This window comes from Comamonas aquatilis (assembly GCF_965139575.1).
Classification (GTDB): domain Bacteria; phylum Pseudomonadota; class Gammaproteobacteria; order Burkholderiales; family Burkholderiaceae_C; genus Comamonas; species Comamonas aquatilis.
Genome location: NZ_CBCSIW010000001.1, coordinates 651,518 through 671,499 on the forward strand (window position 1 = coordinate 651,518; position 19,982 = coordinate 671,499).

The 19,982-nt window shown below is 63.7% G+C and carries 14 protein-coding genes and 1 pseudogene; 3 read left to right on the forward strand and 12 right to left on the reverse strand.

Annotated features, from left to right (window positions below):
- Window positions 1–10 precede the first annotated feature (10 nt).
- The 7 genes and pseudogenes from ACNAZA_RS02945 to ACNAZA_RS02975 form a co-directional block, all read right to left on the reverse strand.
- Entirely contained in the window at window positions 11–1,138 is a 1,128-nt protein-coding gene (locus ACNAZA_RS02945; protein WP_415794879.1) for a lipocalin-like domain-containing protein, read from the reverse strand.
- The gene (locus ACNAZA_RS02950) at window positions 1,139–3,844 is read right to left on the reverse strand and encodes an FtsX-like permease family protein (RefSeq protein WP_415794880.1); all 2,706 of its coding nucleotides are present in this window, start codon (window positions 3,842–3,844) and stop codon (window positions 1,139–1,141) included.
- Window positions 3,841–4,572, reverse strand: a complete 732-nt coding sequence (locus tag ACNAZA_RS02955; RefSeq protein ID WP_415794881.1) for an ABC transporter ATP-binding protein — start codon at window positions 4,570–4,572, stop codon at window positions 3,841–3,843. The genes ACNAZA_RS02950 and ACNAZA_RS02955 overlap by 4 nt, the downstream gene beginning before the upstream one ends.
- A 66-nt stretch (window positions 4,573–4,638) precedes the next feature.
- Window positions 4,639–5,634, reverse strand: coding sequence for a tRNA (adenosine(37)-N6)-dimethylallyltransferase MiaA (gene miaA, locus ACNAZA_RS02960; RefSeq protein WP_415794882.1), 996 nt, complete (start codon window positions 5,632–5,634; stop codon window positions 4,639–4,641).
- A 131-nt stretch (window positions 5,635–5,765) separates the two neighbouring features.
- Entirely contained in the window at window positions 5,766–7,100 is a 1,335-nt protein-coding gene (locus ACNAZA_RS02965) for a sulfatase family protein (RefSeq protein ID WP_415794883.1), read from the reverse strand.
- Between the two features lie 25 nt (window positions 7,101–7,125).
- Complete coding sequence (locus ACNAZA_RS02970; RefSeq protein WP_415794884.1) at window positions 7,126–8,133, reverse strand: tripartite tricarboxylate transporter substrate-binding protein; 1,008 nt, start codon at window positions 8,131–8,133, stop codon at window positions 7,126–7,128.
- 125 nt (window positions 8,134–8,258) lie between these two features.
- A pseudogene (locus tag ACNAZA_RS02975) lies at window positions 8,259–9,135 on the reverse strand (alpha/beta hydrolase).
- Between the two features lie 180 nt (window positions 9,136–9,315).
- Here ACNAZA_RS02975 and ACNAZA_RS02980 point away from each other — a divergent pair.
- Window positions 9,316–10,188, forward strand: a complete 873-nt coding sequence (locus tag ACNAZA_RS02980; protein ID WP_415794885.1) for a methylglyoxal synthase — start codon at window positions 9,316–9,318, stop codon at window positions 10,186–10,188.
- Between the two features lie 64 nt (window positions 10,189–10,252).
- Here the strand turns inward: ACNAZA_RS02980 and ACNAZA_RS02985 are convergent, their stop codons facing one another.
- The 3 genes from ACNAZA_RS02985 to gdhA all read right to left on the reverse strand — a co-directional run bounded on the left by ACNAZA_RS02985 (window position 10,253) and on the right by gdhA (window position 13,891).
- Window positions 10,253–10,621, reverse strand: coding sequence for a cupin domain-containing protein (locus ACNAZA_RS02985; RefSeq protein ID WP_415794923.1), 369 nt, complete (start codon window positions 10,619–10,621; stop codon window positions 10,253–10,255).
- 173 nt (window positions 10,622–10,794) lie between these two features.
- On the reverse strand, window positions 10,795–12,396 hold the full coding sequence (locus ACNAZA_RS02990) for an alkaline phosphatase D family protein (RefSeq protein ID WP_415794886.1): 1,602 nt from the start codon (window positions 12,394–12,396) through the stop codon (window positions 10,795–10,797).
- A gap of 148 nt (window positions 12,397–12,544) precedes the next feature.
- Window positions 12,545–13,891 (reverse strand): NADP-specific glutamate dehydrogenase, encoded by a 1,347-nt coding sequence (gene gdhA / locus ACNAZA_RS02995; protein ID WP_415794887.1) that lies wholly within the window; start codon window positions 13,889–13,891, stop codon window positions 12,545–12,547.
- Window positions 13,892–14,424: 533 nt separating this feature from the next.
- Between gdhA and ACNAZA_RS03000 the strand changes: the two genes are divergently transcribed.
- Window positions 14,425–15,918 carry an MFS transporter gene (locus ACNAZA_RS03000; RefSeq protein ID WP_415794888.1) on the forward strand — a complete coding sequence of 498 codons (1,494 nt, stop codon included), beginning with the start codon at window positions 14,425–14,427 and terminating at the stop codon, window positions 15,916–15,918.
- On the forward strand, window positions 15,915–16,652 hold the full coding sequence (locus tag ACNAZA_RS03005) for an aspartate/glutamate racemase family protein (protein WP_415794890.1): 738 nt from the start codon (window positions 15,915–15,917) through the stop codon (window positions 16,650–16,652). Before ACNAZA_RS03000 ends, ACNAZA_RS03005 begins: the two co-directional genes overlap by 4 nt.
- Before the next feature lie 123 nt (window positions 16,653–16,775).
- On the opposite strand, the gene ACNAZA_RS03010 is transcribed toward ACNAZA_RS03005, so the two are convergent.
- A complete protein-coding gene (locus ACNAZA_RS03010; protein ID WP_415794891.1) occupies window positions 16,776–17,666 on the reverse strand; it encodes a MurR/RpiR family transcriptional regulator in 891 nt (296 codons plus the stop codon).
- Window positions 17,667–17,766: 100 nt separating this feature from the next.
- Window positions 17,767–19,982, reverse strand: a 2,216-nt coding sequence (mutL, locus tag ACNAZA_RS03015) for a DNA mismatch repair endonuclease MutL (protein ID WP_415794892.1), incomplete at its 5' end; no start/stop codon positions are given.

Genomic DNA, 19,982 nt, shown 5'->3' on the forward strand with positions numbered 1-19,982 from the left:
TTTTCGCATCTCAGAGCTTCATCGCATTGGCATAACCCGTCATCTCCAGATAGCCGCTGCCCACGACCCGCTTGCTGCCGTCGGCGGCCACACGCTTCAGCTCGCACAAACCTTCCCAGTAGATGGCGCCGGTGCTGGCGCGACTGTCCAGCTCCTGGTCGTCGACCCGTGCCTGAACCTCGTAGCGGCCGGCCGGTGTCTGCACGCTCCAGGCCACAGGGTAGCGGGTCTGGCTGTGAGGGCTGGTCCACCAGCGCAGCGGCTCAAACAGCACCTGATCGGCAGTAAATATCTGGGCCTGGGTTTGGCCTGCTGCACGAAACGATCCTCCGGCCCACAGGGCGCTGCCATTCTTGCGCCGCAGATGAAATGCGGTCAGCGCGCTGCCGTCGTCCAGATTCATGCCAATCCAGTCCCAGCCTTGCGCATCCGGGTGCAGCAAGGCTTGGCTGCATTCATGATCGAGCCAGGCGCGGTTGCGCAAGCCGCTGCCGACCTCCACGGCCAGACGCTTGCCGCCGACCACGATGGAGCCGCCGACCTTGAGCTGCGGCTGGCTGTAGTAGTAGCTGGCTTGTCCTGCATCCGGTCCCTTGCTTGAAAGACCGGCCTTGCCTTGCAGCAGCACCGGCTGTGTGCTCTCAAACTGGAGATCCAGCGTGAAATCCTTGGCCGCCAGATGCGCCTGGTAGCGACTGCCCTGATCCGCGCTTTTGCCCGGCTGGGGCAGGCGTTGCAGCCGCCAGTCGTTTATATGCACCTGGGTATCGGCTTCACTGGCTCCGGCCAGCCCCAGACCGGCGCGCGCCATGCGCTGATCGTGCTGCAGTTTCTGGCCTTGTACATCGCACAGTGCGGCATGGGCAAAAATCAGCTGTTTTGCCGCCAGGGCCGAGTGCAGCTCCTGCGTACCGTTCACGCGCGAGCGAAAGAACGTCAGCTGAAAGCCCCAGGGTTTGCCGCCGGCCTGGAATTGGCCCGTGATGTACCACCATTCGGTTTGCAGCTCAGGGTGGCTGCCAAAGTCGCGCGGAAACTGCAGCGTCTTGGCCGGCAGGCCCCAGGAGGGCGGCAGCAGCACCAGGCCGCCCGCAGCCAGTCCGGCCTGCAGATAGCGGCGGCGTTGAAGTTCGATCACTTACCAATCCTCCTTGACGGCCAGTACGGCATCGGCGCTGGCAGCCTGTCGTCCGGCCAACCAGGCCGTGACCACGCCGGCCAGCACCACGGCAGCGGCCAAGGCCAGCAGCCGCAGCAGCGGCAGGCGCAAGTCCATGCTCCAGTGAAAGCTTTGCGGATTCACTACGTGCACCAGAATCACGGCGACGCCCAGGCCTAACAGCGTGCCGGCAATGGCTCCCAGGCCCGTCCAGGCCAAGCCTTCGCCGGCCACCACGGCCAGAATATTGCGGCGCGTCAGGCCCAGGTGGGCGAGCAGTCCAAACTCCTTGCGCCGCGCCAGCACCTGCGCGCTAAAGCTGGCGGCAATGCCGAACAGACCGATGGCTATGGCCACGGCCTGCAGCCAGTAGGTGACGGCAAAGCTGCGATCAAAAATGCGCAAAGACCGCTCTCGCAGCGCGGTGCTGCTCACATATTCCAGAGCCGGTACGGTCTGGCCCGTGGCAGCCAGCATATCGGCTATGGCTGTCTGTATCGGTGCAGAAGCTGGGGTCGATGGCTGGGCGCCGGCGCTCCGGGGCCAGATGGCAATGTCGCTGGCGCGTGCATCGCCGCCCAGGCGCAGATAGTCTTGCCAGTCGATGGCAATGGCGCCGAACTGGCGCACATAGTCACGCCAGATGCTTGCTATATAAAAATGAGCTTCTTGTGCTTGACCATCCTTCGCTTGACGGCTAAAAGCCTGTGAAAGCAGCGGCCAGTCGTCGCCGGGCTTCAAGTCATACAGCTGGGCCACGGCCTCGCTGATATGCACGGCAACCAGCTTTTGTCCATTGACTTGCGCATGTCTGGACTCCACCGGGCCCGCCACCCAGGGCAGTTGCTGCGCCGGCTCGCCGGGCCGGCTCCTCAAAGGGCGTATCAGCAGGCTGATGCCGGGGTTTTGCGGGCTGAGCATCAAAGTGGTCGTGCGCATGGCTTGTGCGCGCTCCACACCGGGCAGCCGGGCAATCTGGGCCGCCAGGCCGGCCGGGAGCAGGGCGGCATCCACCCGACTGGAACCGCCTGCCGCACGCACGTACAGCGGAGCCGGCAACACGGCATCCAGCCATTCGATCATACTGCCGCGAAAGCTGGTCACCATGACGGTCAGCGCCACCGCCAGACTCAGACTGGCCACCACGCCGCCGACAGCCACCGTGGTGGCGTGGCGCATGCGCCTGGCGCGCTCGAATGCCAGCAAAGGCAGAGGTCGCCGTCTGAAGGCCTGGGGCATCAGCGCCAGCACGCGGCCCAGAAGCCAGGGCAGGGCCGCCATGCCGCCCAGCAGCAGCAAGCCGACGGCGGCATAAGCTGCCAGCGGGATGCCGGCTATCGGCGGCATGAAGGCCAGGGCCACGCTGCTCAGCAGCAAGATCAGCGCCGGTACGAGGCGCGCGGGCTTTTCATGACCGGCTCCCAGGCCTTTGAGTGTGGCCGCCGGCGGTAAATCCATGGCGGCCCGTGCCGGCCACCAGGCTCCGGCCACGGTGGCCGCCACTCCCAGCAAAGCAAACACCAGGGCGGCCGCCGGGCTCCATTGCAGCGCCGGTTGTACGCTGGAAAAAAAGCCGCCGCCCAGATCGCCGCCAAGCAGGTTTAGCGCCAGCCAGGCCAGGCCTGTGCCCAGCGCAATACCGGCCATGCTGCCGGTGATGCCAAGGGCCAGAGCCTCCATCAGCACAAGGGCCAGGCGCTGGCGTGGCGTGGTACCCAGCACGGCCAGCAGCGCAAACTGGGGCGCACGCTGGGCCACGCTCAGCGCCAGTACCGAGAACACCAGAAAGGCGCCGGTAAACAAGGCCACCAGCGCCAGCACTGTGAGATTGACGCGGTAGGCGCGTGACATCTCGCCTATGCGCTGCTGGTCGTCGCCGGGTTGCTGAACCAGTATGCGCGGCTGCCATGCCTGCAACTGATGCAAGCGGGTCAGCAACGCGCTGCGCGAGCTGCTCTCTGCCAGCAAGACGTCAATGCGGTCGATGTCGCCCCAGCGCTGCAGCCGCTCCTGCAGGGCGGCAATATCCATGACTGCCACCGGCGCGCCGGCGGCGGCCAATGTGCCGGCGATGCGCAGGGTTTGACGCTGGCCGTTCTGAAACCATTGCAGTGCTGCGTTGTGCGCCTGATCCGGCTTCAGGTTCAGAGCCTGCAAGGCGGCGGCATTGAGAAAAACCGCATCGGGCGCAAACAGATCCAGGCGGCTGTTTCCTTCGAACAGGCGGGGCATGAGGGCCGGCGCCACGGGTGCCAGTTTCAGGGCATCGCTGCCCATGACCCGCAGTGGCGTGCCTGGTGCTGAGCCTGCGGTTGCGCGCGTGCCTGGTGTGGGGGGCGGTGCTTGGTCTGGATTGCTGTCTTGTTTGCTGCGAGGCAGCAGCACCGTGGTTTCAATCCAGGGCACGGCCAGGGCCACGCCCTCGGTCTGTGCCAGCTGGGCATAAAGATCCAGTGGCAAGCCGCCTTGCATGGCATGCAGCTGCAGGTCGGGCTGGCCGTTGACGCTGCGCACGGCGCGCGAGAACTCGTCTAGTGCCGACTGGTTGATGACATGCACGGCAAAGCCCAGCGCCACGCCCAGCATGATGGCGATCAGCGCCGTGGCCGTGCGCCAGGGGTGCTGGCGCAGCTCCTGCCAGGAAAAGCTGGCCAGCAGCTGAAGAAGAGGCGGGCCGGAAATCACGCGTTGCTTGCCTGCGTTGGAGTCTGCATCTGCCCCTGCCTCTGCATGCCCTGCGCGGTGAGCCTGAGCACACGGTCTGCGCGACGGGCGGCCTCTCTGGAGTGGGTGACCAGCACCAGCGCCGTGTGCTGTTCCCGCGTCTGCTGCAGTAGCAAGTCCATGATCTGCTGGGCCGTGCCGGGGTCCAGATTGCCCGTGGGTTCATCGGCCAGCAGCAGCGGCGGCGAGTGCACCAGAGCCCGTGCAATGGCAACGCGTTGCAATTGCCCGCCGCTCAGCTGCTGGGGCAGGCGCGAACCCAGGCCCGCAAGGCCCACGGCTTGCAGCACCTGCTCCACACGCTGCTGGCCCTGGGCATTCATGCGCCCCAGCAGCATCAGGGGCAGGGCCACGTTCTGCGCCACATCCAGGTGCGGCAGCACATGAAAGGCCTGGAACACAAAACCCAGGTGCTGGCGCCGCCAGATGGCGCGCCGGGTTTCGTCCAGGCTGGAGAGATCGGTGCCCTGGTGCAGGATCCGGCCTTGCTGCCAGGAGTCCAGCCCGGCCAGGCAGTTGAGAAACGTGGATTTGCCCACGCCGGAATCTCCCACAACGGCCACAAACTCACCGGCCTGCACGCTGCAGCTGACCTGCTCGAATACCGTGCTGCTCTGTGCATCATCGCCATAGCGCTTGGCCAGTTCTTTGACTTCTAGCAGGACAGGGGCAGCAGATGGATGAGGCATGTCCTCATCTTAGAGCGTGACAACCGGTCTTGAAGCATGCCGGTGCTGCCGGCTTGCTGCGTTGGATCAAGCTGCCGAATCAATCAGCTGCATGGCAGCCGTCAGCAGCCGCGCTTGCGCATCCGGGGCATCGCAGGCAATGGCTTGGCGCTGGGGCATGGAGCGCAGCCAGGTGATCTGGCGTTTGGCCAGCTGGCGCGTGGCCACGATGCCGCGTTCGCGCAGCCCCGCCATGTCCAGCGGTCTGGATGGATCGGCCTCATGGGCATCCAGTACCTCCCAGGCCTGGCGGTAGCCCACGCAGCGAATCGAGGGCAGATCCAGATGCAGATCGCCGCGTGCACGCAGCGTGCGCACTTCGCCCAGAAAACCTTGTTCCAGCATCAGGTCGAAGCGCAGCGCGATGCGCTGATGCAGCCAGGTCCGGTTCTCGGGTTCCAGAGAAAAAAGAGCTGCAAGGCCCAGTTGTTCTGCGGGACCTGCTTTGCTTTTGCTGGTGTGAAAGCTCGAAAGCGGCTTGCCCGAAACCTGCCATACCTCTAGCGCGCGCTGAATGCGCTGGCTGTCGGCGGGCGCCAGACGTGCCGCAGTAACGGGATCGACTTCGGCCAGTCGGGCGTGCATGGCGGGCCAGCCCAGTTGCGCGGCCTGGGCGTCAAGCTGGGCGCGCACCTCGGGGTTGGCGGCCGGCATATCGTCCAGCCCGTCCATCAAGGCCTTGAAGTACAGCATGGTGCCGCCCACCAGCAGCGGGATGGCCGAGCGCTCGCGGATTTCAGCCACCAGCCTCTGCGTATCGCGCACAAACTCGGCCGCGCTATAGGCTTGCAGCGGGTCGATGATGTCGATCAGGTGGTGAGGTACGGCGGCCAGCTCGGCGGCAGAAGGTTTGGCCGTGCCTATGTCCATGCCGCGATAGACCAGGGCCGAGTCCACGCTGATGATCTCGGCTTTTTGCCCCCGCTGCGCCAGACGGTCTGCAAGCGCCAGCGCTGCGGCGGTCTTGCCCGAGGCAGTGGGGCCGGCAATGGCGATACAGGGCAGCTGATGTGGAACAGTCATGGGAGGCAGAAAACGATGCGGGCAGAACACAAAAACAAATGGCCCGGAACGACCGGACCATCTGCTTTGCTGATTGCCAAGGATAACGCACCAGGTGTGCCGCTGCAGTGGCTGCACCTGTTCTGCGGCTATTAGCCCTGGCTCAGGCGAGCGGGCACATAGCGGTCGGCCTGAATGTCGGGAGACAGACCATGGCTGTAAATGGCTTCGGCGGCTGGCAGCTGCTGCTGATCCCATTGCTCCCATTGCTGGCGCAGCCGGGCGAAGATCTCGGGCTGATGGTGCTTGAGGTTGGCGCGTTCGCGGGCATCCTCGACAACGTTGAACAGGAATTCGTTGTCGTTGATCTTGAGGTATTTCCAGGGGCCTTGTCGCACGGCACGCTGGGATTGGGAGTTGTAGCGCCAGAACAAGGTACGGTCGGCATGGGCTGCATTGCCTGCCAGCTGATCCTCCAGGATAGGCAGGATGTTCTGGCCGTCGCTGGGGTAGTCTGGGTGCTGCCTGGCACCTGCCGCAGCGAGCAGCGTGGGCAGCCAGTCAAAAGTTGCCGTGACCTGCTCCTGTACCTGGGGCCGAATACGGGCGCTCCATCGCAGCAGCGTGGGCACGCGGATGCCGCCTTCGAGCAGCTCGGTCTTCTGGCCGGTAAAGGGCCAGGTCTTGGAAAAGCGCTCGCCGCCGTTGTCGCTGGTGAAGATGACGATGGTGTTGTCTGCCTGGCCGCTGTCATCAAGCGCTTGCAGCACCTGGCCCACGGCCTTGTCCAGGGCCTCGACGATCTCGCCGTACTTCTTCAGGCTGCCGCCGTCGTAGTGAAACAGGTCCTTGATGCTGTGTGCGACATGCTCGTCGTCCGGCCCCTCCCAGGGCCAGTGCGGTGCCGTGAAGTGCAGCGAGAGGAAAAAGGGCTTGTCGCTGCTCTTGCGCTCATGCACATAGCGGGTGGCTTCATCGCCCAGGATATAGGTGTAGTAGCCCGTGCGCTCCACGGGCTTGCTGCCTTGCCAGAGGTCGCGGCCGAACTGTTCGCCCACGCCGGGTTTGTGCGTGAAATAGTCGATGGCGCCATGGTGGTTGCCAAAGAAATAGTCATAGCCGCTGCGCTGCGGCCCATAGGCGGGCGGTTGGCCCAGATGCCATTTGCCAATCAGCGCGGTGTCGTAGCCGGCGTCCTTGAGCAGGGAGGGCAGGGTGGGATGCTCGGGCGGCAGACCCAGCTGGCCTCCATGGCGGGCCAGCGGTTCTTCGAGGCCGGCACGCAGGCGGTACTGGTAGCGTCCGGTAATCAGCGCGATGCGCGTGGCCGAGCAGACGGCGGAGTTGGCGTAGGCCTGGTTGAAGCGCACGCCTTGGGCAGCAAGGCGGTCCAGGTGAGGCGTCTTGAAGTCGGTGGCGCCATAGACGCCGAGGTCGGCCCAGCCCAAGTCGTCGGCCAGGATGAAAACAATATTCGGAGCGGTCATCGGATCAGTTCGCCAAAGGTCTGGGTTATTCAATGGCAAAGCCGGAGGCGGTGATCACGGGGCGCCATTTGGCGACTTCCGCGACGCGCAGCTGCTCCAGCGCGGCGGGTGTGCGGGGATCGGGCTGCAAGGACAGCTCGCTCCATTTGGTCTGCAGGCTGGGGTTGCTCAGTGCGGAGTTGACGGCCTGGTTGACGGCGGCGATGGCCTGGGGCGAAGTGCCTTTGCGTGCCCAGAGGCTGTACCAGCCGCTGCCCACGGCCTTGGGGTAACCGGCTTCGGTGAAGGTGGGAATCTCGGGCAGCTCTTTGGTGCGCGCAGTGCCGAAAGTTCCCAGAATGCGCACCTTGCCCTCTTTGTGCAAAGGCGCCAGTTCGCTGGTGGTCTGTATGGCCGAGGCCAGCTGACCGCTGATCAGGTCCGTCATCATGGCCGGACCGCCCTTGTACGGCACGTGGACGATGTTGACCTGGGCTGCTTCGCCCAGCAGCAGACCGAAGAAGTGAGGCAGGCTGCCCACGGCCGGACTGCCGAAATTGGCCTGCTGCGGATGGGCTTTGAGCCAGGCCACGTACTCCTGAATATTGCGTGCCGGGTGCTTGGCCGGTACGGCCAGCCCAAACTGGAAGTGCGCCAGCAGGCTCACAGGGGCAAAGTCGCGAGCCGGGTCGTAGCCGGGCTTTTTGTAAACGATTTGCGAGAGCACCGGCGTGATCAGCGGAGCGATCAGATAGGTGCTGCCGTCGGGCGCCGCGTTCAGCAAGGTCTGGGCGGCAATTTGCCCATTCGCTCCGGGTTTGTTGTCGACCACCACGTAATGGCCCTTGCCCAGCTGGGGAGCGATGTTGTCGGCCAACACGCGGGCCAGTTGATCAATTCCGCCGCCGGCACCAAAGCCGACCAGAATGCGGCTGGCCTGCGGAATGGCCGCTCCTTCGGTGGCTTTGGCCAGGGCAGTCAGCGAAAAGGACGCGGTGGAAGCGGCAGAGACGGCCAGCAGGGATTGCTGCAGAAAAGTACGACGGGAATGCATGGCTGGAATCACAAGGTGACGGCGCTAAGGCCAGTGCCTGCATTCTGAAAAAATCTCTATAAAAAAAAATAATAAAAACTGGTTTTTAAATAGCCTAAACATCTTTGAAGTGAGGTGCCCAGGCTTCAACTCCTGCTTTTGGTCAGGTTCAGGCCGAACAGCTCATGCAGTGCCGAGCGGTACTGGGCCATGGCCTTGGTCTGGGTGTTGTGGTGGGTGGCGCCGTCCACCAGGATCAGGCGCTTGGGCTCTTGCGCGGCTTCAAACAGCTGCTGGCCCAGAGCGACGGGAATCAGCGGATCTGCCGAGCCGTGCACGACCAGCAGGGGAGAGCCGATGGCGGCGACCTTGTTCACCGAATCAAAGCGCTGCGTGATCAGCGGCCCCACGGGCAGCCAGCCCCAGCGCATGGAACTGACCACGTCGGCAATGCGGGTGAAGGTGGACTCGACCATAACGCCGGATTCATCCTTGACGGAGGCGGCCAGGTCAATCGCAATCGCTCCGCCCAGCGAATGGCCAAAGATATAGCGTGGTCGGTCCGGCGCTTTGCGGGCCAGCCAGTCCCAGCCGGCGCGGGCATCTTCGGTGGCGGAAGCTTCGGACGGCAGGGTTTTGCTGCTTTGACCAAAACCCCGGTAATCCACGGCCAGCACGGAAAAGCCCATGTCGTTGAGTCGCCGGATGCGGGGCGAGGAACCTTTCACATTCCAGCGTGCTCCGTGCAGATAAAGCAGCAGCGGGGCCTGGCGATTGTTGGCCGGCATCCATAGCGCATGGCAGCCTGGCGTCGCTGCCGTCGCGGCTGCGGAAATCGATCCAGACATCCTGCATGCCTGCGGTGTTGACGCCGGACCAGCTGCGGTCGCTGGGCTGGAAAATCCAGAGGCGCTGCTTGGCGTCCAGCACCTGCATGCCCCAGACCGACAGGGCCGCAAGCACGATCAGGCCCAGGGCGAGTAGGAGGCGGCGCAGTGTCCAGAAGCGGGCTGAGGCAGGCATGGGGTGCAGGGTGGGCTGTCAAGTGCTGGGCAAGTATGGCGGCGGCAAATCGTGTGCCGGTTTTGCTGTCATGAATTGGCGCTATTCTTGTGGGTGTTTTGAATCACGAATGCTCTTTTATTCGTAGCTGCTTGCGCTTTTCCAATAAGCGTCTGATGCCTGTTTGAGGACTGTTTAGATATGTCGATCTGCCTGGGGCTTGCCGCCAACAAATTGCATCACCAAACCGAGGATGCCGCGCTGTTTTCCCTGCTGCGCGCCTGCGAGGCGGGAATCCGGGAGCTGAAGCTTGGCTTTCACGCGGTGGGCCGCACCTATGATGCGATCACCGCTGCCGGCATGTTGCAGGGCTATAAAGGCTTGGTGCGCTACCCCTATGGCCGCGAAGGCGGGCTGATGAAGCTGGTCGCCGAAGTGGTGGGCATGGAAGGCGACGAACGCACACTGGACGGCGCCATCTATCTGATGGACCCGGTCGATCCTTCCTCCATCTTCCCCGAGGCCCTGGCCATGAAACGCCAGTGCGTGATTCACGGCAAGCCGTTTCTCTCCACCGTGGCATCGACCCGCGACTGGATAGAGATGGAGCGCATTCATGCCGGGCTGGCGCGCGACCGCAATGCCGACCGCTTTCACGACTATGAAAACCAGACGCTGGCGCTGATCGCCCACGATGCCATGAAGCCCACCATGCTGGATTTTGTGGACCGCAATTTCGAGCTGCTTTCACGTTATCGCCGCCGCGTGGGCACCGGCACCACGGGCCAGAAGCTCAACGAGCTGGCCTGGAGCAAGGGCTGGCCCGCGGGCAAGCCCTGGGTGGATCGCTACAACAGCGGCCCTCTGGGAGGAGACGCGCAGATTGCCGATCTGGTGCTGGAAAAGCGCTGCCACCGCGCCATCTTCTTTGAGGATCCCCATGTGGCTCGTCAGCACGAGGCCGATATCCAACTGCTTGAGCGCGCCGTGACCACGGTCACCCACGATGCCGTGTGCAGCACCTCGCCCCAGGTGGCACAGCGCTGGTGCGATGCGGCGGCCAAGCGCAAATAATCCGGACGAGCGCCCATGAAAAAGGCGGGAGCATGCTCTGGCCTTGGCTTTCTTGTGCCGCGGTTTAGGGTGCGGGCGTGGCCAACGGCTTGCCTTTTTCCACCACATACACGCCCACCAGCTTGACGGCGGCACTGCTGGCGTTGTGCGCATCGTGAATCACGCCTGCCGGCACCACAAAGGATTCGCCGGCCTTGACGGTGCGCGGCGGCTGACCGTCTACCAGCAGATCCACCTCGCCCTCGGTCACATAGCTGATCTCGTCGCCCGGATGGGTGTGGCGGCCGGCGCGCGAGCCGGGAGCCACTTCCACTTTGGCCACTACGGCTTCGCGGCCGGGCACGGAGACATCGGCTTTGCCCACCATGGTGCGCGACAGGCCGCTGGCCTGGGGCGTACTAGTCTGGGCCATGGCGCTTTGGCTGAACACCATGAAGGCGCTGCTGCACAGCAAGCTGGCAAAGCCGGCGCGGTAGGTGAATGGCATGAGTTTCTCCCGAAAGAAGGTATGAAAAAGACAGGGTGTTGAGGCCTGTCTTTTGTACTTGGGAGGGGTAGCTGTCGGCCATGGGGCCTGCCCTAGCTTGGCAGCGGCGTCTTAGGTCTTCAGGCGCGTTGCGGCAGCAGCGTTTGGGTGTGCAGCGACTGGCCGTTCAAGTCCTTGAGTACCACGGTCAGCGCCTGCGAACGCGGGTCGATGTCCAGCTGGCCGAAGAACTGGTAGCCCTCGCTGGGGGCTGAATTCTGGTGCGGCGCCGCTTTGCTGTAGACCACGTCCAGGCCAAAGGTCTTGTCGGCTTCATTGGGGCCAAAACCGCCGGCGTTGAGCGGGCCGGAGACAAATTCCCAGAAGGGGTCGAAATCCTGGAATTGGGCACGCTCCGGGCTGTAGTGGTGGGCTGCCGTGTAGTGCACATCGGCCGTGAGCCAGACCACGTTCTTGATGCCTGCATCCTTGATGCCCTTGAGCAGGCGCGCCATTTCCAGCTCGCGGCCCTTGGGCGTGCCGTGCTCGCCATTGGCCACCGCTTCCCAGACAGGGTGGCCTTCGGCATCTTTGCCGTCGGGCACAAACAGGCCGATAGGCATGTCGGCGGCAATCAGTTTCCAGGTGGCCCGGCTTTGCTTGAGGCCGTCGATCAGCCAGGCCAGCTGGGGCCGGCCCAGAAAGTCGGTGCCGGCGCTCTCCGTCGTCTGCAGATTGTGGCTGTTGGGGCCACGGTAGCTGCGCATGTCCAGCACAAAGATATCGGCCAGCGGGCCCTGAGGCAGCACGCGGTAGATGCGCTGATGCTCTTGCGCACCCAGGCGGCGCATGGGCGCGTACTCCATGAAGGCGCGTTGGCCGCGTGCGGCCAGCAGCTGGATGTTTTTCTCTGTGTAGGCCTTGTTGGACGTAAGGTCCTTGCTATCGGAATAGTTGTTCGTGACTTCGTGATCGTCCCACTGCCAGATCTGTGCCACCTCGCTGCCCAGGGCACGCACGTTGGCATCCATCAGGTTGTAGCGATAGCGGCCGCGAAATTCGTCAAGGGTTTCGGCCACCTTGGAGACTTCGGGTGTGACCAGGTTCTTCCACACCGAGCCGTCGCGCAGCTTGACTTCGGCTGGGATGGGGCCGTCGGCATAAATCGTGTCGCCGCTATGCAGGAACACATCGGGGTTGGTGCGGCGCATCTGCTCGTAAATGCGCATGCCGCCAAAGGCCTCGTTGATGCCAAAGCCCTGGCCTGCGGTGTCGCCGCTCCAAACCAGCCGGAACGGCCGGCTGGCTTGCGAGCCGCCGGCCAGCGGCGTGCGCAAATGGCCTTGAACCGCAGGCGAGTGCACATTGGCGCTGCCAAAGTCTTCCAGCGTCACGCGGTAGAAGATGTCCTGCCCGGCCGGCAGGCCTTGCAGCTCGATGCGGCCGGTGCCGTCCGTGCTCTCCAGCAGATCGGGGCCGCGCAAACGGGTGCTGTTGGCAAAGCTGGCCGTGGTGCTCCACTCCAGCCACATGCGTGCATCACGGCTGGCACGGGCCCAGACGACGGCGTTGTGAGCCAGTACATCGCCGCTTTGCACACCCGACGTCAGCAGGGCCCGGGTCGCATCACGGGTGATGGCGGCGGGCGCTGTCTGGGCCTTGAGCAGGGCCGGCAGCAGGCCCGCACCGGTGGCGAGTGCGCTGGTGGCCAGGCTATGGCCCAAGAAGCGGCGGCGTTCCATGATGGACATCCTTGCAATCTGATTAACAAGCGATGCAGATTAGGGAGCACCTGTGACGCAGGCGTGAAAGCCGGGTGGCGGTCATGAAACGGGCAAACAAAAAAGGTCCCGAAGGACCTTTTTTGTTGGGGGTGAACAGCGCGAAGGCTTAGATCACGCCTTGTGCCAGCATGGCGTCGGCCACCTTCACAAAGCCGGCCACGTTGGCGCCGTCGATGTAGCTGATCGTGCCGTCTTCGCGCTTGCCGTGCTTCACGCAAGCGGCGTGAATGCTTTGCATGATTTGCAGCAGACGGGCGTCCACTTCTTCGGCAGGCCAGGACAGACGGGCCGAGTTTTGCGACATTTCCAGACCGGAAGTGGCCACACCACCGGCGTTGGATGCCTTGCCGGGAGCGTAGAGCACGTCAGCAGCTTCGAAGGCGCGGGCGGCCTCGTTGGTGGAAGGCATGTTGGCGCCTTCAGCCACGCACAGCACGCCGTTGGCGATCAGGGTCTTGGCATCGGTTTCGTTCAGTTCGTTCTGCGTAGCGCAAGGCAGGGCCACGTCCACCTTGATGGACCAGGGGCTCTTGCCGGCCAGGAATTCCACGCCGGAAACCAGCTTGGCGTAGTCGCTGACACGGCCGTACTTGTGGTTCTTCACATCCATCAGGATGGCCAGCTTTTCGGTGGTGAAGCCCGCTGCGTCGTACACAGTACCCGAGGAGTCGGACACGGTCACGACCTTGGCGCCCAGCTCCATGGCCTTTTCTACGGCGTACTGAGCCACGTTGCCCGAACCGGACACGGACACGGTCTTGCCTTCAAAGGACTGGCCGCGAGTGGCCAACATTTCACGGGCGAAGTACACGGTGCCGTAGCCAGTGGCTTCGGGGCGAATCAGCGAGCCGCCGAAGGACAGGCCCTTGCCGGTGAACACGCTGGCAGCGTTGTTCGACAGCTTCTTGAACATGCCGGCCATGTAGCCCACTTCACGGCCACCCACGCCGATGTCGCCAGCTGGCACATCGGTATCAGGACCTACGTGACGGAACAGCTCGGTCACGAAAGCCTGGCAAAAGCGCATGACTTCGGCAGGGCTCTTGCCCTTGGGGTCGAAGTCGGAACCGCCCTTGCCGCCGCCCATGGGCAGAGTGGTCAGAGCGTTCTTGAAGGTCTGCTCGAAAGCCAGGAACTTCAGCACGGACTGGTTCACCGAGGGGTGGAAGCGCAGACCGCCCTTGAAAGGACCGATGGCCATGCTGTGCTGGATGCGGAAGCCGCGGTTCACATGCACCTGGCCCTTGTCGTCAGACCAGCTGACGCGGAACTGGATGATGCGCTCGGGTTCGACCAGGCGCTCCAGCAGCGAGTGTTCAGCGTACTTGGGGTTCTTCTCAATGAAGGGCCAGAGGCTTTCCATCACTTCGGTGACGGCTTGCAGGAATTCGGGCTGGCCGGGGTTGCGTTGTGCCACTTCTTCCAGGAACTGGCCTACGGACTCGTACTTCATAAGAGAACTTTCTGACTAAACAGGGGGCGTGCAAACTAGCAAAACCAAGATTATGCCAAAAAGTTATGCCTTCATGCATAGTTTCGGTGCGCGTCGGCGCAATTCTGGTGCGTGCGTGCAATTTGTTGGTGCGTGTTTTGGGTATTTTTTCAGCGGTGGCAAGCACTTAGCTGGTGCATGAACGCAGGTCTTGCTGTTGCAAAAAAATCTGGATGCTCACAACTTGTCTTTGCTACCTGGGAAAGAACCATGAGCAAGCGTTTGGGAGCCTTTAAATGTGATAGCACCAACTTGGTGCTGAATCTGTTTTGCCATGTCTTTTGATTTGTGAAATTTGGATTTCACTTGGCAAAACTATGAGGCGCCAAATCTGCGGATGCTTGGCCCTCGCTGCGAAACGAATGCAGCCAAGCGACTGCAAGCCGGGTAAACCTGTGTTTGAAATTTAAATTTCACCTTGTCTAATAAGAAAAAATAATTTCATATTCGCAACGCTGAAATTTCATTTGGTTCACGGAACACAGGAGGCTTGTATGGCAGCAGAGATTCCCGTAACGCCCTCGGCGTCAGGCATGGCCAGCGCAGCGCAAATGCAGCAGCTGGAGAGCGCGCTCAATCAGATTGGCGTGACGCGCTCGCACAAAAGCATCATTTTTCTGGTGGTTTGCGGCGTGTTGTTTGACGTGTTCGAGCAAAACGCCGTGGGTCTGGTCGGGCCGCTGCTGCGTGAACAGTGGAAGCTGGATGCCACCGACATCGGGTTTCTGAACACCATCACCTTCTTTGCCGCCGCCATGGGCAGGCTGCTGTCGGGTTATCTGGCAGACCGCCTGGGGCGGCGCTTCATGCTCAATGTGAATCTGGGCCTGTTCACGCTGGGCGCCGTGGGGTGCGCGCTGGCGCCGGACTATGCCTTCTTGGCCATTGCCCGCGCTGTGGTCGGCTTTGGCCTGGGCGGGGAAATCACCACGGCGGTGACCATGCTGGCCGAGTTCTGCTCGGCACGCTTTCGCGGCACGGCCGTGGGGCTGATCAATGTGGGCGGCGGCGGCCTGGGCAATATGCTGGCCCCGGCATTTGCGCTGGGCGTGTTCACGCTGTTCCCCGGTGAGGATTCCTGGCGCTGGCTGTTCGGTTGCCTGGTGCTGCCGGCCATCTTCATCGTCTTCTACCGCCGCTTCGTGCCCGAGACGCCGCGCTTTCTGCTCTCCAAGGGCCGGGTTGATGAAGCCAACCAGGTGCTGAGCATGCTGGCATCGGGCAAGCTGGCCAACGCCCAATACGAGGTGCGCGAATTCATCAGCAAGAACGCAGCGGGAGAGCCGGGCGCTGCTGCGCAGAGCGTTCAACGCAGCTCGTTCACCGATATCTTCAAGGGCGGTTATGCACGCCGCACCATTGCCGTGGGCCTGGCCTCGTGGATGACTTTTGGTGCCCAGCTGTCGGTGCTCACGCTGATGCCCACCATCCTGGTGGCCCAGGGTTATTCCATCACCAAGAGCTTCAGCTTCACCATCGTCATGCAGGTGGGCAGCCTGCTGGGGGCGGTGGCCGCCTCCACCATGGGCTACTACTTTCCGCGCAAGCGTGTGCTGACCGTGGGCGCGATTGCCGCCTGTCTGGCGGGGCTGGCCTTTGGCAACTTCACCGACAGCGTGGCCATGATTTTGATCTGCGGCGCCATCTTCCAGTTCTGCGTGCTGACGCTCAACACCTCCATCTGGATTTTTGCGCCCGAGCTTTACCCCACCCGCATCCGCGCCTTGGGCACTTCATTTTTGCTGGCCTTGGGCACGATTGGCGGCGCCATGTCGCAGACGTTGGCGGGCAAGATGTTCGATCTGCACGGTGTCTCCGGCATGTTCGGCATGATTGCCGCCATGTACTTCATTTTTGCGATTGCCGTGCAGTTTGCGCCCGAGACTTTTGGCCGCTCCATCGAAGAGGGGGCGGGAGGCGAATCGCATGCGCACAGTGAAGCTGCGGCGCGCAGCGGCGTGGCCGCCGGTCAGGAGCGCACAGCATGAGCGCTTTGCCAGATTCGCAAGACAAGCCGCTGGCGGCGCAGATTCTGTTGCTGAACCCCAATACCTCGCAGCAGACCACGGCGCTGATGGCCCGCCAGGCGCTGGCCTGTCTGCCCGCCGGCGTGCGCCTGCAAACGGCGACGGCCGCCCGTGGTGCGGCCATGATTACCGATGAGGCCGGCCTGGCCATTGCCGAGCAGGAGGTGTTGAGGCTGGGGCGGGAGTTTGCCGACGCCGATGACAGCCCCCGGCCCTGCGCCATCATCGTGGCCGCGTTTGGCAACCCGGGTCTGGACTTGCTGCGGGCCGCCTTGCCTGCGCAGGTGCAAACCTTTGGCATAGGCGAAGCCGCCATGTTGCAAGCGGCCCGCGACGCCGAAGGCCTGCCGCGCCGCTTTGGCATTGCCACCACCACGCCGGGGTTGGAGGCCTCGATTGCGGCTTCGGTCTCGGCCCTGGGTTTGACGCCCTGGTTCACCGGCACCCGCATCGCAGAAGGCCAGCCCCTGGCGCTGGCCGCAGACCCGGCTTTGCAGTGCGAACGTCTGGCCGCAGCCGTGGCCGCTTGTGTGGACGGCGATGGCGCCCAGGCGGTGGTGATTGGCGGCGGCCCGCTGGCCGAAGCCGCGCTGTGGCTGGCGCCGCGCTTTGCCGTGCCCGTGCTCTCGCCTGTGGTGGCAGCGGTGCAGGCTGCGCTCAAGGGCTTGCAGCTGCAGACCTTGGAGCAGGTATGAAACTGATAGCTGCTAGCGCTTGATATTCATGGAGTTCAGATGTGGATACATGTGAACTCTATGAATAAACAACGCTAACTGCTTCTGTTTCGGTAGCGTCTAGCTTCAATTCAATTCAGTCCATCAACGCAGCTCGTCCAGCGCATCGTGGCTGGCTTCGATGGCGGCCATGCGCCGGCGACCGGGCTGGCCGCTTTGCTGCAAGGTGGTGGTGGCAATCAGGTGGCAGAGCATGAACAGCGCTGCATGATTGTCCAGCGGGCCCGGGGCCGAGGTCTGTACGCGCAGCAGCCAGTCGGCTTCGGGTGCGGGGCTGGCATGGTCGGTGATGCACAGCAGCCTGGCCCCCATTTGCCTGGCCTGGCGCGCGAATTCGCTGACCACAGGCACGCTGCGGCGCAGGGCAAAGACCACCACCACATCGCCTTCGCCCAGATGGGCTGCGTATTCGCCCAATGTTTCGCCGGCGCCGGGAATCACCTGACTGGGCATGTCCAGGGCCTGTAGCAGCTGCCAGCGCAGATAGGCGGCAAAGTTGCGGTTCTGACGGTAGCCCACAAACAGCAGCTGGCGCGCCGCAATCAAGGCCTTGGCAATCGCATCCAGCTGGGCGGCCGAAATCTGGCCGATGGTGACGGACAGGTTGTCGCTGGCCTGGCGCAGATGGGTGGCAATCACATCGGCCGTAGGCGCGCCCTGGGCGGCGGCAGCGGCCAGAAACAGGGGCGAGCCCTTGTCGCCCTGCGCGCGCGCATGGCGGCGGGCGTCTTCATAGCTCTCATAGCCCAGGCGGCGGATAAAACGGGTGACCGTGGCGTTGGAGACGCCGGTGAGCTTGGCAATCTCGGCCGCCGCATAGCTGGAAAGATTGCCGGGAAAATCCAGCAAAAACTCGCCCAGGCGCCGCTCGGTGGGCGGCAGCTGGGGCAGGGCGGCGCGCACGCGGGCGATGAAGGACTGGGCCTCGGCCGGTTCGGGGTTGACGGTCGTCGTTGCGCTGGCGGTGGGATTCATGGCTGCGGCCGGGGCCTGTATCTCCCGGCCCGCTATCGTTATGGATGGAAACAATGTAGCTGTTAAATAGGCGCTTCAAGCGCCGCCAGCCTTCCTTGCTTTAGCGGCCGCGCAAAAACAACGCGTCCAGCTCCTTCATGCTCAGCTGGCGCCAGGTGGGGCGGCCGTGGTTGCATTGGTCCGAGCGCTCGGTCACTTCCATCTGGCGCAGCAGCGCATTCATCTCGTCCAGGGTGAGCTTGCGGTTGGCGCGCACGGCGCCATGGCAGGCCATGGTGGCCATAATTTCATTGCGGGCGCGCTGCACCACGGTGCTGGCGTCGTGCTGGGCCAGCTCGGCCAGCACGTTGCGGGCCAGCTCCACGGCATCGCCCTGGGCCAGAGAGGCGGGGACGGCGCGCACGGCCAGTGTCTTGGGTGAGAAGGGCGAGACCTCCATGCCCAGCGCCAGCAGGGTTTCGGCATGGTCTTCGGCCGTGGCCACTTCCTCGGGCGTGGCGGCAAATGTGGCGGGGATCAGCAGCGGCTGGCTGGGAATCTGCTGCTCGCCGTCGCTGCTGTTGACGGAGTTCTTGAGCTGTTCGTAGACGATGCGCTCATGGGCGGCATGCATGTCCACGATCACCATGCCCTGGCTGTTTTCGGCCAGGATATAGACACCGTGAATTTGCGCCACGGCCCGGCCCAGTGGCCAGACGGGGGCGCTGTCGGCCGCTGCCGGTGTGGTGCGGGCAGCAGTTGGTGCAGGCGCTGCGGATGGTGTTGAAGTCGCAGGGACTACCTCAGCTTTGATAGCTGCTGGCGTATATGCCGCCGGGGCTGAAGCCGTATTTCTTGTGAAATAGCTGCTTTGGCCCGATGGGCGGTGCTTGACGGTATCGCTGTCTGGCGTGGTCTGGGTTGCAGCAGGCGTTGCGGACGACACCAAAGGCGCCGTGGCTGCCGGAGCAGCGGTTTGAACAGGAGCTGAGGTCTCAACCACGCTCGGCACTTCGGAGGCTGCGGTGGATGGTGCCAGCGGCGGGGCGATCGGTTCGGAGGCCACAGGGGCCGCAGTACTTGCCGGCGCAGCTTGCTCTTCGCGCATGGGAGCCCAGAGCTTGGCCAGATCGCTGACCGGCGTGCCCACACGTTCCTCGCCAAAAGCCATGCGGGTTTGCGGCCAGGACTGGGTGGCAGCTTTGCCTGGGGCTGCGCCTGCTTCGGCAATCAGGCCCGGTTGGCGGGCTGCGTCGCTGGCGGCTTCCGCTGCGGCAGCTTCGACCACGGCGGCGGCGCGCGGTGTGGCCAGGGCGTTTTCAATCGCGTGACGCACGGCCTGGTGCACTTCGCGGCTGTCGCGAAAACGCACTTCGATCTTGGTGGGGTGCACGTTCACATCCACGCGGGCCGGATCGATCTCGATATACAGCGCAAAAATCGGTTGCTTGGTGCCGTGCAGCACATCTTCGTAGGCGGCGCGGGCGGCATGGGTGAGCACCTTGTCGCGCACAAAGCGGCCGTTGACATAGCAAAACTGCTGATCGGGGCGCGAGCGGGCAGCGTCCGGAATGCCGGCGCGACCCGTGACATGCACCGGGCCTGCCCAGTGATTCACGGTGACAGAATTGCTGACAAACTTGTCGCTGATCACATCGGCCAGACGGCTGGAGATGGCTTCTTCGGGTGTGCCGGTGGCGGCTCGCCACTGCTCGGCCAGCTTGCCTTCGTGCCAGATGGCAAAGCCCACATCGGGCCGAGCCAGTGCATGGCGACGCACGGATTCAATGCAGTGCGCCAGTTCGGTGGCATCGGTCTTGAGGAATTTGCGGCGCGCCGGGGTGGAGAAGAACAGTTCCTTGACTTCCACCGTTGTGCCCTGGTTGCGGGCGGCGGGGCGCAGCTCGCCGCTGCGGGCATCGAGCAGATAGGCCGATTCCTGGCCCGCAGGGCGCGACAGGATAGAGGTTTCCGACACCGATGCAATGGCGGCCAGTGCTTCGCCGCGAAAGCCCATGGTGGCCACGGTTTCCAGGTCATGCAGATCGGTGATCTTGCTGGTGGCGTGGCGGCGCAAGGCCACGGGCAGCTCTTCGCGCGGAATGCCGCAGCCGTCGTCTTCCACCGCAATCAGGCGCACGCCGCCGGCCAGCAGGCGCACGGTGATCTGGCGGGCACCCGAATCCAGGGCGTTGTCCACCAGCTCGCGCACCACGGAGGCGGGGCGCTCCACCACCTCGCCGGCGGCGATCTGGCTGATCAGCTCGTCGGGCAGATCGCGGATGGGGCGGCGCTCAGGCTGAGCCTCGGGGGCCGTCGTGGTTTCGGGGAGGGTGG

Coding starts and splice junctions, on each gene's coding strand:
- ACNAZA_RS02955 (WP_415794881.1), bottom strand. CDS start 4,572: ATGCCTCATCCATCTGCTGCCCCTGTCCTGCTAGAAGTCAAAGAACTG.
- miaA (WP_415794882.1), bottom strand. CDS start 5,634: ATGACTGTTCCACATCAGCTGCCCTGTATCGCCATTGCCGGCCCCACT.
- ACNAZA_RS02965 (WP_415794883.1), bottom strand. CDS start 7,100: ATGACCGCTCCGAATATTGTTTTCATCCTGGCCGACGACTTGGGCTGG.
- ACNAZA_RS02970 (WP_415794884.1), bottom strand. CDS start 8,133: ATGCATTCCCGTCGTACTTTTCTGCAGCAATCCCTGCTGGCCGTCTCT.
- ACNAZA_RS02980 (WP_415794885.1), top strand. CDS start 9,316: ATGTCGATCTGCCTGGGGCTTGCCGCCAACAAATTGCATCACCAAACC.
- ACNAZA_RS02985 (WP_415794923.1), bottom strand. CDS start 10,621: ATGGTGTTCAGCCAAAGCGCCATGGCCCAGACTAGTACGCCCCAGGCC.
- ACNAZA_RS02990 (WP_415794886.1), bottom strand. CDS start 12,396: ATGGAACGCCGCCGCTTCTTGGGCCATAGCCTGGCCACCAGCGCACTC.
- gdhA (WP_415794887.1), bottom strand. CDS start 13,891: ATGAAGTACGAGTCCGTAGGCCAGTTCCTGGAAGAAGTGGCACAACGC.
- ACNAZA_RS03000 (WP_415794888.1), top strand. CDS start 14,425: ATGGCAGCAGAGATTCCCGTAACGCCCTCGGCGTCAGGCATGGCCAGC.
- ACNAZA_RS03005 (WP_415794890.1), top strand. CDS start 15,915: ATGAGCGCTTTGCCAGATTCGCAAGACAAGCCGCTGGCGGCGCAGATT.
- ACNAZA_RS03010 (WP_415794891.1), bottom strand. CDS start 17,666: ATGAATCCCACCGCCAGCGCAACGACGACCGTCAACCCCGAACCGGCC.